The organism is Sphingobium xenophagum (assembly GCF_002288285.1).
GTDB classification, from domain to species: domain Bacteria; phylum Pseudomonadota; class Alphaproteobacteria; order Sphingomonadales; family Sphingomonadaceae; genus Sphingobium; species Sphingobium xenophagum.
On the sequence record NZ_CP022745.1, the window covers coordinates 1,337,962 to 1,352,308 of the forward strand.

A 14,347-nucleotide genomic window follows, 5' to 3' on the forward strand; every position below is an offset into this window, starting at 1 on the left:
CATGACGCTGGACATTTCCCTCATCGAGCGGCTTGGCGACGAGTTGTACGAGGCGCTGGTGGCGAAGGACACCGTGCCCAATCTGCGGGACCGGGTCGCCGGCATCTCCATAGTGGATGCCTATCATATCCAGGCGCGCATGGTCGCGCGGCGCATCGCGGCAGGCGAGACGATCGTCGGTAAGAAGATCGGCGTGACGTCGAAGGCCATTCAGGATGCGATCGGCGTCTTCGAGCCTGATTTCGGCCAGCTCACATCGGGCATGGCTTTTGATGACGAGGCGACGATCAATCTCGACGATCTCATCCAGCCCAAAGCCGAGGCGGAGATTGCCTTCGTCCTCAAGCACGACCTGATCGGACCCGGCATCAGCGCGGTCGATGTGCTCAGGGCCACCGACCATGTGCGCGCCTGCTTCGAGATCGTCGACAGCCGGGTCACCGGCTGGGACATCCGCATCCAGGACACGGTCGCCGACAACGCCTCCTGCGGCGTATACGCGCTGGGCGCCCTGAAGGCCGATCCGCGCGATATCGATCTCACCCTTGCCGGCCTGCTGGTCGAGAAGAATGGGGAACCGGTCGCGACGGGCGTCGGCGCGGCGGTCCAGGGGTCGCCTCTCAATTCGGTCGCCTGGCTCGCCAACACGCTCGGCCGGCTCGGCATGCCCTTTCGCGCCGGAGAGGTGATCCTGTCCGGCTCGCTCTGTCCGCTGATCCCGGTGGCGCAGGGCGACACGCTCGTCGCCCATATCGGCGGAATCGGAAGCTGCACTATCTCATTCTCACGGGGAAACGCCCTTGCTTGACGCTCTTGCCATCGAAAAACTGACCGACATCGTTGCGGACGCGCAGGCGACACCGCACACGATCGCCAAGCTCACCGACAGCTACCCCGAGATGACCATCGAGGATGGCTATGCCGTCCAGGACGCGCTGCTGGCGCGCTGGGAAAGCCAGGGACGCGTCCTAGTGGGTCTCAAGGCTGGCCTCACATCGAAGGCGAAGATGGACCAGATGGGCGTGACGGAACCGTCCTTCGGCATGTTGATGGGCGACACCATCGACCCGGACGGCGGGGTCGTGCCGACCGACAAGCTGATTCATCCGCGCGTGGAGGCCGAGATTGCCTTTGTCACCAAGGCGGATCTGTCCGGTCCCGACCTTTCGATCGACGATATCCTTGCCGCAACCGATTTCGTGCAACCCGCGATCGAGATCATCGACAGCCGGTTCGAGAAGTTCAAGTTCGATCTGGTGAGCGTCATTGCCGACAACGGGTCGTCGGCACGCTTCGTCATGGGCGGGCAGCCGCGCCGGCCGCAGGACGTCGATCTGCGCACTGTCGGCATCGTGCTGGAAAAAAATGGCGAAATCGTCGGCACCGCCTCTTCCGGCGCTGTTCTGGGCCACCCGGCGCGCTCGATCCAGATGCTGGTCGCCTGGCTGCATGGCCGCGGCCGCGTCCTGCCGGCCGGTTCTATCGTGCTGACCGGCGGGGCCACGGAGGCGGTGGCAGTGTCCACTGGCGATGCGATTGTCGCGCGCTATCAGGACATGGGCGCCCTCTCGGTGAGGATCGGGTGATGGCGAGCGCACCGGATATCTCCCTTCCCCCAAAAGCCGCGCAGCGCTGGCCCCGCCGCAAGGAGCCCGAACTCTATCATGACCTGATGAGCCCGGATGAGGTTCTCGCTATACGAGCGGAAGTGCGCGCTTTTGCCGAAAGGGTCGTGGCGCCTCGCGCCAGGGCAATCGGCGATGCAGAAGAGAAGATCGAGCATTTCCCATGGGACGTATTCAGGGCGATGGGGGACGCGGGCCTTTTCCGTATTCCCTTCCCTGCGGAAGTTGGCGGACGAGGGCTTTCGCACCCCGCAGCGGCGACGGCGGCCGTCATCGAGGAACTCTCCTATTATTCGTCGTCGGTGGGTGCGATCTACGACGTGCACTGTATCCTGGCGGGCCATGCTCTGGTGCAAGGCTCGGCCTATCTGCAACGCACCTATCTAGCCGCCCTTCTCGACGGCTCCAAGGTCGGTGCCTTCGCGACCACCGAACCCGACGCTTCGACCGACCTGTCCGTTGCCGCAATGGTAACGCACGCAACGAAGGTTGAGGGCGGCTATCAGGTTTCGGGCCATAAGCGCTTCATCACAAATGCGCCGGTGGCGAACTTCGTAGTCCTGCTCTGCCGCGACGGCGAGAGAATGACGGAACTTGTCGTCGACCTGACGCAGCCGGGCGTGCGGGTCGGAAAGCCCGACCGCAAGATCGGGAATAACGGCCAGCTCACCGCCGACATCTATTTCGACAACGCTTTCGTGCCCGACCAGAACCTGCTGGGCGAACGGGGCAAAGGCCTGCGCGTGGCGCTTCAGACGCTGACCTATGGCCGCATCGGCATCGCGGCGGCCGGCACGGGCCTTGCGCAATCCCTGTTCGACCACTGTGTCGAGCGGCTCGAGAACCGCAAGGCTTTCGGGAAGGCGCTTGGCCAGTTTCAGCACTGGCAGTTCCGCATGGCGGAGCGTGCGACAGGCATCGAGAATGCCCGCAATCTCTACCTCAAGGCCGCGCTTCGCAAGGACAGCGGGATCGCCTTTCCCGAACCCGAAGCGGGCATGGCGAAATATTATGCGACCGAACTCGCCGGCGATTTCGCACGGGAGGCCGTGCAGATTTTTGGAGGCTACGGCTTCCTGCGGGAACTCAGCCACGACGGCAGTCACGCCCATGTCGGCGAAATCTATCGCGATGTGAAGATTGCCGAAATCTACGAAGGCGCGAACGAGGTTCAGAAATGGATCATCGCCCGCCAGATCTTTGGAAAGGAGATTACGGGCTGATGCCGATCATTTCCGTCATATTGGGCGAAGGCCGGACAGTGCAGGAAAAGCGCGACCTGTGCCGCGCCCTTACCGAGGCCGCGACTTCGACCGTGGGCGTCAAGCCCGAGCAGGTTCGCGTCATCATCAACGAAACGCCGCTCGATCACTACGCCGTCGCCGGCGTCACCTTCGCCGAGCGCGCCGAAACAGCAGTCAAGGAAGCGTCGTCATGACCAAGATCAAATGCGCCATCATCGGGCCGGGCAATATCGGCACCGACCTTCTCTACAAGCTGCTGCGGTCAGAGGTGCTGGAGCCGGTATGGATGGTCGGGGTCGATCCCACCTCGGAGGGACTTGCTCGGGCGAAAGACATGGGCCTCAAGACGACGGACCAGGGCGTCGACGGACTGGTGCCGCATGTTATCGCCGACGGCATCCAGATCGCGTTCGACGCGACATCCGCCTATGTCCATGCGGACAATAGCCGCAAGCTCAATGCGCTTGGCGTCTTGATGATCGACCTGACGCCGGCCGCCATCGGTCCCTACTGCGTACCGCCTGCGAACCTCGCGGAGTTGGCCGGCCGCAACGTCATGAACGTCAACATGGTGACATGCGGCGGACAGGCGACCATCCCGATGGTCTATGCCGTCAGCCGCGTCCAGCCCGTGGACTATGCGGAGATCATCGCGACCGTCGCGTCCAAATCCGTTGGGCCAGGCACGCGCAAGAATATCGACGAGTTCACCCGCACGACGTCCGGCGCCGTCGCCAAGGTCGGCGGCGCGAAGACCGGCAAGGCGATTAACGTCATCAACCCGGCCGAGCCGCCGCTGATGATGCGCGACACGGTCTATTGCGAAACCGCCGACGAGCCCGACCAGCAGGCCATCACCCAGTCGGTCCACGACATGATCGCCGAGGTGCAGAAATATGTGCCGGGATACCGGCTCAAGAACGGCCCGACGTTCGAGGGACGCAAGGTCAGCATCTTCCTTGAGGTCGAGGGTCTTGGCGACTTCCTGCCCAAATATGCCGGAAACCTCGACATCATGACCGCGGCAGCCGCCCGCACGGCCGAAATGTTCGCCCAGGAGATACTGGACGGCAAGATCACGCTCACTCCCATTCCGGTCGAGGAGGCCGCCTGATGTCCGACGAAGCCAAGGTCCGTGGCCGCAAGGTCAAGCTCCACGACATGTGCCTGCGCGACGGCATGCACTCGATGCGCCACCAGATCACGATCGAGCAGATGGTCGACATCGCCACCGGGCTCGACGAAGCGGGTGTACCGCTGATCCAGGTCACCCATGGCGATGGCCTTGGCGGGTCGTCGCTCAACTACGGCCGGGGCCTTTTCACCGATGAGCAGTATCTGCGCGCCGTCGCCCCCAAGATGAAGCGCGCGACTGTCTCCGTGCTGCATGTGCCGGGTATCGGCACGCTGGACGAACTGCGCATGGCGGCAGACTGCGGCGCAGGATGCGTCCATGTCGCGACCCACTGCACCGAAGCGGATGTTTCCGAACAGCATATCGGTCTTGGTCGGCAGCTTGGTCTCGACACAGTCGGATTTCTCATGATGGCGCACATGACGCCTGTCGACGCGTTCGTAGAGCAAGCCCTGCTCATGGAAAGCTACGGTGCGCAAACGGTCTATTGCACCGACAGCGCCGGTTACATGTTGCCCGACGAGGTGACCGCACGCATCGGCGCGCTGCGGGCTGCTCTTCAGCCCGAGACCGAAATCGGCTTCCACGGCCATCACAATCTCGGCATGGGCGTAGCCAACTCGATCGCGGCCGTGGCGGCCGGAGCCGACCGGATCGACGGGTCGGCGGCAGGCCTTGGCGCTGGCGCCGGCAACACGCCGCTCGAACTGTTCGCCGCCGTCGGCGAGCGGATGGGTATCGAGACCGGCATCGACACCTTCAAGCTCATGGATGTCGCCGAGGATCGCGTCGTTCCCATGATGCCCAAACCGCCGCGCGCCGACCGGGATTCGCTAACCCTTGGCTATGCCGGCGTCTACTCGACCTTCCTTTACGCAGCGAAGGACGCCCAGCGGAAATACGGTCTGCCCGCTCGCGACCTGCTGGTCGAGCTTGGCCGCCTCAAGATGATCGGCGGTCAGGAAGACATGATCGAAGACACCGCGCTCACCATGGCGCGTGAGCGCGGCCTCATCGGTCACAACAGCGTCGCTTCGCCTGCCCAGGCCAAACTCGACGCCTAAGCGGAACCGGAGAAAAGGAATGTCCATGAGGGGATTGTTGCGGGTCGGCGAAGTCGCGCTACGCGTCTTCGATATCGACGAGGCCAGAGAGCATTACGGCAAACGCATTGGTCTGATCGAGACCTATAGCGGCGAGCCGGACACGCTCTATTTCAAGGGAGCCGACGAGCATGACTGGTACTCGCTGGTCCTGCGCCGCGCGGATGCGCCGGGCATCGATTATTTCGCCTTCAAGGTCTATGATGATGCGACGCTCGATCATTTCGAGAAGGAGCTGACCGACTGGGGCATCACGGTCGAGCATGTCGAGGCGGGCGTCTATCCCAAGAGTGGGCGCCGCCTCCAATTTCTTCTGCCGAGCGGCCACACGATGCAGCTTTATGCCCATAAGGAGCAGATCGGCAACGGTATGCCGACCCGAAATCCGGGCACCATCCCCGACGAGGGCTATATTCGCGGCATGCGCGTCGTGCGGCTCGATCACCTGCTGCTCGGCAGCAATGAGATCGTCGCGAACAAGGAAATCTTCACGAAGATCTTCGGCTTTGGCGTCAGCGAGGAACTGATCAGTCATGAAGACGAGACGAAACTCGCCATCTTCCTGTCCTGCTCGACCAAGCCGCACGACATAGCGTTCGTACTACAGCCCGAACCCAACCGCTTTCATCACTGCTCGTTCCTGCTCGATTCCGTCAACGACTTGTATCACGCGGCCGATCTGATCGGGAAATACGACATAGCCGTCGACATTTCGCCCAATCGCCATGGTGTGACGCGCGGCGCGACCATCTATTTCTTCGATCCGTCTGGTAACAGGAACGAAGTCTTCACCGGCGGCTACGTCTATTACCCCGACAATCCTACCCTGGTCTGGGACACGACCCAGCTCGGGCGGGCAACCTTCAGTCACGACAACACACCGAGAGAAAGCTTTCTCAGCGTGCTGACCTGATTTCACGAGGATGTCGCGATCAGAGGGCGACACTTAACTTCTACAGGAGAGGAGAACTTCCCATGACCTTCAAACTTTTCAGCAGCGCTTCGGCGCTGACGGTAGCGCTTACCCTGGCGACATCGCCCGCAATGGCGCAGACGGCGCCCGCCGAAACAGAGCAGACCGCCCCGCAGGAGGCCACCGGCGGGCTGGCCGACATTGTCGTCACGGCGCAGAAGCGCTCCGAGAGCGCGCAGGATGTGCCGATCGCCATCAGCGCGGTCACGGCCGATGCGCTCCAGGCCAAAGGGCTGACCGATATCGCGAGCATCGGGGGCAGGCGCCCAATGTCACCCTCAAAAGCTCTGGCTCGTTCGGGGGATCGAGCTCGGTACTGATCTCCTACATTCGCGGCATCGGCCAGAATGACTTCGCTTTCAACCTGGAGCCGGGCGTTGGCGTCTATGTCGACAGCGTCTATCTCGCGCGCAACATTGGCGCCAATGCCGACCTGCTCGACCTCGAGCGGGTCGAGGTGCTCAAAGGTCCGCAAGGCACGCTGTTCGGTCGCAACACGATCGGTGGCGCAATCAATATCGTCACGCATGATCCGGGCAATGAATGGAAGTTCAAGGCCGAGGCCACGACAGGACGGTTCAACCGCGTTGATTTCCGTGGCGCAATCGATGCGCCCCTCATTCCCGATGTGCTGCACATGAGCCTCGCAATCTCGACCAAGCACCGGGACGGCTATCAGGAGCGTATTCCCTATACCGGCGACACCGCCAACAACCCGATCTATCTCCAGGCCACCAACGGCGCGTTCGGCGGCCCGGCCAATACCAACACCGACGAAGCCATTCTCTATCCGGTTACCAAGCTGGATCGGCCCAAGAAGTCGGGCAGCCAGAACCAGACCGCCTTCCGGGGAAAGCTGCTCTTCACGCCCACTGATCGGTTGAAGATCCGGCTGGTCGGCGACTATCTGCATGTCGATGAGCAGGCGACGCCCTTCTCGCTGCTCCAGGTCAATCAGAACGCCTATGTCGCGATCTATAACACCTGCATCACCGGCAATCAGCAGCTGATCGCCGGGGTTGCGGCACAGACCGGCTTTCCCGGGATCCCGGACCTGTGCAACGGTGTGCGCGGCAATGCCGGCTCGCCGACCGGCACCCAGCCCTCACTCGCCAGCCAGGCCGGCCAGCATCTTCCCTATGACAATCGGTACGTCATTCGGAAAGCGGATGGCAGCATCGACCCTGATCGCAGCTATGCGAGCGGCGCGAACTACAACCAGATCGACAATTATGGCCTCAGTGGCCACATCGAATACAGCCTGACGGATGAACTCGACATCAAGTCGATCACGGCATATCGCCATCTCAATTCCAAGTTCGGCGTGGACATTGGCGGTGCACCCTTCTCCGCGCTTAACCCGACCTTTGCCGACCGGGAAAGTCAGTTCTCCCAGGAAGTGCAGCTGCTCGGCAAGATGTTCAACGAGCGCTGGAATTTCGTGCTCGGCGGCTACTATTTCCACGAGTATGGCAGCCACGACGACGGCGTTCCGTTCACCGGCGGTCTGATCCAGGTCTATGCGCCAAACCAGACCTACGACACCAAATCCTATGCCGCCTTCATGCACAACAATATCGAAGTGATCCCCGACAAGCTCGGCATCACGCTCGGCATCCGCTACACGCATGACGACAAGAGCTTCACCGGCACGCAGCGCGACGAGAACGCTTTTGGCCTTCGTCTTCTGCAAATTCCCGGCGCCTTGGTCCTGCCTGACCCGAGCGATCCCTATCTACTCTATCCGCTGGGCGAGAACCGGCTGAAGTTCAACAATGTGTCCTACCGGATCGGCGCGGAATATCATCTTGATCGCCGCATCATGGTCTATGGCTCCTATGCGACCGGGTACAAGGGCGGCGGCTGGACAACCCGCCTGACTGCGCCCAATTTCACAGTGGATCCGGCCACGGGCTTGCCGGTCAAACTGCCAGCCCCGACCTTCGGTCCGGAAAAAGCGCAGACGGCCGAACTGGGCTTCAAGTCGGAATTCTTCAATCGCCGCGCACGGCTCAACGTCGCCGTGTTCAATACCGATTATAAGAATATCCAACTCACCTTCCAGAACGGCTCCTCGCCGGTCACCGCCAACGGCGGCAACGGCCGCATCCGGGGTGTCGAGGCCGAACTCAACCTTGCACCGACGGATGAATGGTCAATCGACGCCAGCCTTGGATATCTGGACGCCAAGTACAAAAAATCCTGCCCGGCGTGCCGCTCACTGGCAACGAACGGTTCGTCAACACACCAAAATGGGCGGCTCAGGCTGGAACCTCCTATCGGATCGAAACCGGAACAGGGACTTTCATTCCCCGGGTGGATTGGACCTTCGCGTCCAAGACCTATAATGACGAAGCCAACACCGAAGTGCTCGCCTCGCCCGCCAACAGCTTCTTCAACGGGTCGCTCACCTACAAGCTGCCGAACGATCGGATGGAGATCCAGGCGGGGGTTACCAACATCTTCGACAAGCGGATCGTGGTGTCGGGCTATACGAACGCGCAAGCCATCTACTCGGGCGTTTTCAGCCGTCCGCGCGAATGGTTCCTGACCTTGCGTGTACACAATTGAGCCTCTCCCCTCGGGCGGTCGCACCTGCGACCGCCCATTTTTGGCTCAGATCAACGCGTCCCGCCGTCGCCCCACGGGACCAACTCTGCTATATCAGCGGAGTATGAGAAGATCGGGTGCCTGACATCCGACGCGTGGAGAGCAAGGGATGATCCTCCTATGACGGCCAGAGTGCATGACCCGCGCGACTGGAAATGGTCGAGCGCCGAGGTTGAGGGCGGTTCGCCCCTCGTCGCCTGGTCGCGCATGCTGTCCAGCCAGATTGCAGAAATGGCGGTGGAGAGCGAACTCGGCGCAAATTTCGACGCGGCTTGGACCCGTTACGGACTTGGGCCGCTGGAGCTGAATTTCCTGTCGTGCAAGCCGCAGACCGTGTCTCGCTCGCCCGAGATGGTGGCGCGCGACCGGGCTCCCTTCTTCGAGCTGCTCTACGCCCGGAGCGGCTTGATCAATGTTTCGCACGGACGGTTCCGATCGAGCGTTCCTGAAGGCGCCTTTGTGATCCTGAACGATCAGTTGGAATATGGTCTGGACTTTCCCGAAGGCAGCAACTGTCTGACGGTGCGGATGCCGGAACCCTGGCTCACGCCCTGGATTGCCTCGCCGCACGATGTGATCGGACGTCCCCTTGGCGTCGACCAACCCTGGGCGCGACCGCTCGCCGGTCTCCTGACCGCCATTGCCGATGCGGGGCTGGAGAGCGCAGCGCTCCCCCGAGCGGTCGTGGCCGACCAGATCGGCGCCATGTGCGCTCTGCTTGCCGAGGCCGGGTCGGCAGAAGACATCGGACGCAATGACGGGCTTACGAAGAGGATTAGGGCAGCCATTCGCGAACGTCACGCCGACACGGCAATTGATCCGTCGATCATAGCTGACGAACTGGGCATAAGCCGCCGGCACCTGCACCGGGTCTTGGCCGGGAACAGCACGACCTTTGGAGCGCTGCTGAATGCGATACGACTTTCGCGCGCCGAACTGCTCCTGAGTGATCCCCGCAACGGGGACATGTCAATCGGCACCATTGCCTGGGAGGTCGGCTATGAGGATCAGGGTCATTTTGCTCGGCTCTTCAAGAAGCGACGCGGCGTGACGGCCAGCCAGTTTCGCGCGGCGCTTCGCAGAAACCAGCACTGAGATGGTGAGTTCGACCATCATCGATTTGCCGCCGCGCCGATTCGAAGCGCCCGATGTGACCGAGCGAGTTGCAGATATCCTGAACCATGTGAGGCGGTTTCGCTGGAGCGCCGTGCCGGATGCCGGCGGGTCGTCGGCCGGTATGGACTTCGCAATCCTCCAGCGCATCTGCCATCGATGGATCAACGGCTACGACTGGGAAGAGACGGCCGCCCTCCTCGCACGCTTCCCGCAATATCACGCGGAAGTTGAAGGCGTGGACATTCATTTCCTGCATGTCAGGGGTTCTCGCCCTCGCCCGATTTTGCTGTGTCATGGCTGGCCCGGATCGGTGCTCGAATTTACCGGAGTGATCGAGCGGCTGGCGTTTCCGGATCGGTTCGGGGCAGGGCGGAAGATGGCTTCGACGTAATCGTGCCGGCGCTACCGGGATATGGCTATTCGTCCCGGCCGCCCGCGCCCCTTGGTCCTCGTGCCACCGCCGCCTTGTTCAACAGGCTGATGACTGGATGTCTGGGGTATCCGCGCTACATGGCGCAAGGGGGCGACTGGGGAAGCGCGGTGACGGCATGGATGGCGCATGATTTCCCCGATCAAATTATCGGGTTGCATCTCAACATGGCGATCGTCCTGAGCTCCCATGTGCAGGAGATCGAGGACGGTCGAGACTATCTGGCGCACAAGCAGGCCATATGGGCGCGCGAAGGGGGATATGCGATCCAGCAGGGGACGCGACCGCAGAGCCTGGCCTTCGCCATGGCCGACAGTCCGGTCGGTATGATGGCGTGGATACTGGACAAGTTCAACTGCTGGTCGGACCAGAGCGAACCCGACCTCTTCAAGCGCTTTCCGATCGACCTGCTGATCGGCAACGTCATGCTGTATCTCGTCACGGACAGTTTTGCGACCTCGACCTGGATGTACAAGGGGTTCCGCAACGAAGCATCGGATCGGCTGCCGCCAAACGGCAAGATCAACGTCCCGACAGCCTTCGCCGCCTTCCCGGATCCCGTTTTCGTTCCTCCGCCCCGCGCAATACTGGAGCAGGCCTATAATCTTTGCCGCCTGACGCCCATGGAACGGGGGGGACATTTTGCGGCAATGGAGGCGCCCGGGCCATTTGCGCAGGACGTGACCCTCTTCGGCCGACGCATCGATTTCAGCTGACGGACAATGCCGGCCGCGCGTGGCGCAATGCGGTTCCATGTCCCTGTGTGCACAATGTTCGTCGTCCTCGTCCATTACCTCTCATCTTTTGATGAGATAGATTTCATCAAAAGATGAAACGCCCTCAGGGCGGGAGAGGATAGCAGGATGGCAACATCGATCCGCAAAATTTACGAGCCCGCCGAAGTCCGCAAACTGCTGCGTTTTCGACAGGAAGCAGGGCAAATCTGGCTCGGAGAGCAGCGCATGCTCCTTCTCCACGCGGACTATCTGCGCGGTCTGCGCGCCGAGCTTCTCGCCACGCTGGGACGCGACCGGTCGCATGGGCTCCTTTTCCGCATGGGTTTCGCCTCCGGCCAGGCCGACGCCCAGCTTGTCCGCAAACTTCTGCCCGACGCTCCGGTCACGGAAATCATGCGATTGGGACCGGCAATCCATGGCCTGGAGGGACAAGTCGTGGGAACGGTGCCGTTCCTGGAATGCGATCTGGAGACAGGGCGTTTCTTCGCGGAAAGCCACTGGCTGAGCAGTTGGGAAGACGAGGTCCAGCTTTCCGAACATGGCCATGGCGACGAGGCTGCCTGCTACAGCCAGACCGGATATGCGTCAGGCTATATCACCGCCCTCATGGGCAAGCTGGTGATCTTCAAGGAAGTCCAATGCCTCAGTCAGGGACATGATGAATGTCAGATCATCGGCAAGCCGGCCGAGGAGTGGGAGCCGGACTGTAGCGCGACATCGTCGGTGACTGGTCAGCGACATTGATGGTGATGTGTCAGCGGTGACGTTGGGGATAGTGTCACACGAGGTTGGCCTGGATCAAGAGGCGTTGTCGCGCAGCGATGTCGCTGGCATGGTTTCGATGTCGCTGGGCGATGTCGCTGGATCAGGAGCACTGTCGCGGAGCGATGTCGCTGAGGCCAGGGCGGATCGCCTGCGATAGCTCTCGACGTTCATTTCCAGGATAGTGGCGTGGTGAACGAGCCTGTCGATGGCAGCGACAGTCATTGCCTTATCCAAAAAAATGGAATCCCAACCGCTGAATGGTTGGTTGGCGGTGATCATGATGGAGCGCCTTTCGTATCTGGCAGAGATGAGTTCGAACAGGACGCTGGTCTCTGCCTGGTCCTTGCGGACGTAGGACAGGTCATCGAGGATGAGCAGGTCGAAGCGGTCGAGCCTGGCGATCTCCTGGGTCAAGGTCAGGGACTGACGTGCGGCCTGCAAACGCTGGACGAGATCGGTGGTTCGGGTGAAGAAGACCCGGTATCCGCGCGCGACGAGCTCGTTGCCGATGGCGGCTGCGGCGTGGCTCTTGCCGGCACCGGGCGGACCAAATGCCAGAAGATTGTGGCCCGCCTTGAGCCAGGCATCTCCTTGGGTCAGAGCCATGACCTGGGCCTTGCTCAAGGTGGGAACGAGGCTGAAGTCGAAGGCATCCAGGGTCTTGCCGGGAGGCAGCCGTGCTTCTGTAAGATGGCGCTGGATCCGGCGTTGTTCGCGTTCGGCGAGTTCCAGTTCGGCCAAGGCTGCCAGCAGGCGCGAAGCCGGCCACCCCTCCTTGTCCGCTCGTGAACAGAAGTCCGGCCAGAGACGGGCAATGGTGGGCAGACGCAGCGTGCCAAGCAACATGGGCAGCTGGGCGGTGTCGACAGTGATGCTCATGCGGCCATCTCCCTGGCGGTGAGCAGATCGTCGTATGTGTCAGGCTGGGGAATATCGACGACCACATCGGCCGGCTCTTTGCCGGGGCGTTGGAAGCGCTCCTGCAGATCCCTCAGATCGGGTAAACCCTGGCCATCGAGTATGCCGGTCAGGGTCGCGGCGAGCTCAGCCTCGCAGGCCTGGTCATGCGCAAGCCACAGCAGCCCCACCATGCTGCGGCATGCGGCGGCTTTGGGAAGCGCACCCTCCAGAGCATCCCAGCAGCGGCGATATTCGCTGCGAGGGAAGAGCTTGTCGCGATAGACAAGGTTTGCCAGCGCGTGGGGCTTGGTACGCAGGCTGTGGATCACGTGCCGATAATTGACTACGTGGTCATGACCGCCCCGTCCGCGATCGGGCGCCCTCCCGCGTGGCAGGGTCTCGATGGGCTGCCCGGCCAGATAAAGGTCGATCCGGTCATCGAAGATCCTGGCTCGCAGGCTATGGCCGATGAGCCGGGAAGGCACGGTGTAGAAGACCTTGCGCAGCACGAAGCCGCCCGATGAGGTGACGAGCACCGTAGCTTCATCATAATCGCAGCTGCGGCGTGAAGGTAACGGGCGCAGGTGCTCAGCTTCGATGCGCAAGGCATCGCGCCGCCGGGCATTGTGGCGGCCCACGATCTGGGCGAGGAACGTGCGCCAGTCCTCGATGGAGGCGAAGTCACGTGTCCCGCGCAACTGGAGTGCCTGATCGAGCCGATCCTTAAGGTGACCATGACGGCTTTCTATGGACCCATTCTCATGGGCGACCCCGCGATTGTTGCGGGTGGGCTCCATCTGGTAATCGGCGCACAGGGCGGCATAGCGGGTCCGCAGATCTTCCTGGGCATCTTGCTCCAGGTTGGCGAACGCCGCGGAGAGGCTATCGGTGCGATGCTCGTGCGGCACGCCGCCAAGCTGCCACAGCGCATTCTGAAGGCCGCAGGCCAGCGCCGTGAAGCTTTCTCCTCCCAGCACGACCTCGGCATGCTCCCACCCGGAATAGACCAGCGCGAAGTGATAGATCAGGTGCGGGCTCGGATTGCCGGAGATGGTGACCTTCAGATCGCGGGCGTCAAAGAAATCCGACATGCCCTGTCGGCCTGGCGGATGGTCCTGCCGGAAGATGACCTCACGCTCTGGTCCATACTCGGCCTTCCATAGCCGTATCCGGCGTTCCAGGGTCCTGCGGGCTGGTGTTAGATCGAGACCGGGGTGGCGTTGCTCCAGCTCCCCAAGAATAGAGATGGGCTTCAGGCCCGGCGTGCTCTCGAGCAAAGGCACGATTTCTTTATCCCACAGTTCGGCGAGCGGATCTGGCCTGCCGCCGCCATGACGTCGCTCCCGGCGACGCTCCGATGGCGACCGGGGATCTTTCTCTGTCCGGTAGCCCGTGCTGGTGGAAAAGCCCGCCATGGCGGCGGCCGCTTTTTGCGGGTGTTTTTGACGAAGGGACATGTAGTACCTCTGCTGTTGGTCGGTGATGGGACGGCCAGGCATCCGATCCTCTTCTTGGCGTTGAAGATCGGACCATCCTGACCGCTGTCGCCGCCAACGGCACGGGGAAACCCGCGCCCGTGTGGGGGGAAGCTACGTCCGGGCTACGCCCGGCCTCCGCTTCCCCCCACACGTCATCTACGATGTCGCTGACCCTTCAACTGCGATGTCGCTGTGCACCGGACGACCCCTGGGTCAAATTGCTGCAGCCGG

The 14,347-nt window shown here is 62.0% G+C and carries 15 protein-coding genes and 1 pseudogene; 14 read left to right on the forward strand and 2 right to left on the reverse strand.

The features are described 5' to 3' along the window. Nucleotide 1 precedes the first annotated feature (1 nt). The 14 genes and pseudogenes from CJD35_RS06490 (at nt 2) to CJD35_RS06545 (ending at nt 11,717) form a co-directional block, all read left to right on the forward strand. Nucleotides 2-808 (forward strand): fumarylacetoacetate hydrolase family protein, encoded by an 807-nt coding sequence (locus CJD35_RS06490; RefSeq protein WP_276327785.1) that lies wholly within the window; start codon nt 2-4, stop codon nt 806-808. Beyond that, nucleotides 801-1,586, forward strand: coding sequence for a 2-oxo-3-hexenedioate decarboxylase (dmpH, locus tag CJD35_RS06495; protein ID WP_095686954.1), 786 nt, complete (start codon nt 801-803; stop codon nt 1,584-1,586). The genes CJD35_RS06490 and dmpH overlap by 8 nt, the downstream gene beginning before the upstream one ends. After that, nucleotides 1,586-2,848: an acyl-CoA dehydrogenase family protein gene (locus tag CJD35_RS06500; RefSeq protein WP_095686955.1), complete on the forward strand. Its 1,263-nt coding sequence runs from the start codon at nt 1,586-1,588 to the stop codon at nt 2,846-2,848. Before dmpH ends, CJD35_RS06500 begins: the two co-directional genes overlap by 1 nt. Then, nucleotides 2,848-3,063 carry a tautomerase family protein gene (locus CJD35_RS06505; RefSeq protein ID WP_095686956.1) on the forward strand — a complete coding sequence of 72 codons (216 nt, stop codon included), beginning with the start codon at nt 2,848-2,850 and terminating at the stop codon, nt 3,061-3,063. The genes CJD35_RS06500 and CJD35_RS06505 overlap by 1 nt, the downstream gene beginning before the upstream one ends. Continuing rightward, entirely contained in the window at nt 3,060-3,983 is a 924-nt protein-coding gene (locus CJD35_RS06510; RefSeq protein ID WP_095686957.1) for an acetaldehyde dehydrogenase (acetylating), read from the forward strand. Before CJD35_RS06505 ends, CJD35_RS06510 begins: the two co-directional genes overlap by 4 nt. After that, a complete protein-coding gene (gene dmpG / locus CJD35_RS06515) occupies nt 3,983-5,068 on the forward strand; it encodes a 4-hydroxy-2-oxovalerate aldolase (RefSeq protein ID WP_095686958.1) in 1,086 nt (361 codons plus the stop codon). The genes CJD35_RS06510 and dmpG overlap by 1 nt, the downstream gene beginning before the upstream one ends. A 25-nt stretch (nt 5,069-5,093) precedes the next feature. After that, nucleotides 5,094-6,020: a catechol 2,3-dioxygenase gene (locus CJD35_RS06520; protein ID WP_244917234.1), complete on the forward strand. Its 927-nt coding sequence runs from the start codon at nt 5,094-5,096 to the stop codon at nt 6,018-6,020. A gap of 62 nt (nt 6,021-6,082) precedes the next feature. Then, on the forward strand, nt 6,083-6,400 hold the full coding sequence (locus tag CJD35_RS22945) for a hypothetical protein (protein ID WP_244917253.1): 318 nt from the start codon (nt 6,083-6,085) through the stop codon (nt 6,398-6,400). Continuing rightward, a pseudogene (locus CJD35_RS06525) lies at nt 6,400-8,217 on the forward strand (TonB-dependent receptor); the annotation flags it as partial. The gene CJD35_RS22945 and the pseudogene CJD35_RS06525, both read left to right, overlap by 1 nt. A 14-nt stretch (nt 8,218-8,231) precedes the next feature. Beyond that, nucleotides 8,232-8,651 (forward strand): TonB-dependent receptor domain-containing protein, encoded by a 420-nt coding sequence (locus tag CJD35_RS23380; RefSeq protein ID WP_276327786.1) that lies wholly within the window; start codon nt 8,232-8,234, stop codon nt 8,649-8,651. Between the two features lie 246 nt (nt 8,652-8,897). Then, nucleotides 8,898-9,785, forward strand: a complete 888-nt coding sequence (locus CJD35_RS06530) for a helix-turn-helix transcriptional regulator (protein WP_167383143.1) — start codon at nt 8,898-8,900, stop codon at nt 9,783-9,785. A gap of 1 nt (nt 9,786) precedes the next feature. Continuing rightward, a complete protein-coding gene (locus tag CJD35_RS06535; RefSeq protein WP_095687199.1) occupies nt 9,787-10,197 on the forward strand; it encodes an epoxide hydrolase N-terminal domain-containing protein in 411 nt (136 codons plus the stop codon). A 2-nt stretch (nt 10,198-10,199) separates the two neighbouring features. Then, on the forward strand, nt 10,200-10,952 hold the full coding sequence (locus tag CJD35_RS06540; RefSeq protein ID WP_157742290.1) for an alpha/beta fold hydrolase: 753 nt from the start codon (nt 10,200-10,202) through the stop codon (nt 10,950-10,952). A 147-nt stretch (nt 10,953-11,099) separates the two neighbouring features. After that, nucleotides 11,100-11,717 carry a XylR N-terminal domain-containing protein gene (locus CJD35_RS06545; protein ID WP_095686962.1) on the forward strand — a complete coding sequence of 206 codons (618 nt, stop codon included), beginning with the start codon at nt 11,100-11,102 and terminating at the stop codon, nt 11,715-11,717. A gap of 54 nt (nt 11,718-11,771) precedes the next feature. Here the strand turns inward: CJD35_RS06545 and istB are convergent, their stop codons facing one another. Together istB and istA are read right to left on the reverse strand one after the other, a co-directional pair. Beyond that, nucleotides 11,772-12,617, reverse strand: coding sequence for an IS21-like element helper ATPase IstB (istB, locus tag CJD35_RS06550; protein ID WP_006949666.1), 846 nt, complete (start codon nt 12,615-12,617; stop codon nt 11,772-11,774). After that, nucleotides 12,614-14,137, reverse strand: coding sequence for an IS21 family transposase (gene istA, locus CJD35_RS06555; RefSeq protein ID WP_081628012.1), 1,524 nt, complete (start codon nt 14,135-14,137; stop codon nt 12,614-12,616). Before istA ends, istB begins: the two co-directional genes overlap by 4 nt. Between the last annotated feature and the right edge of the window lie 210 nt (nt 14,138-14,347).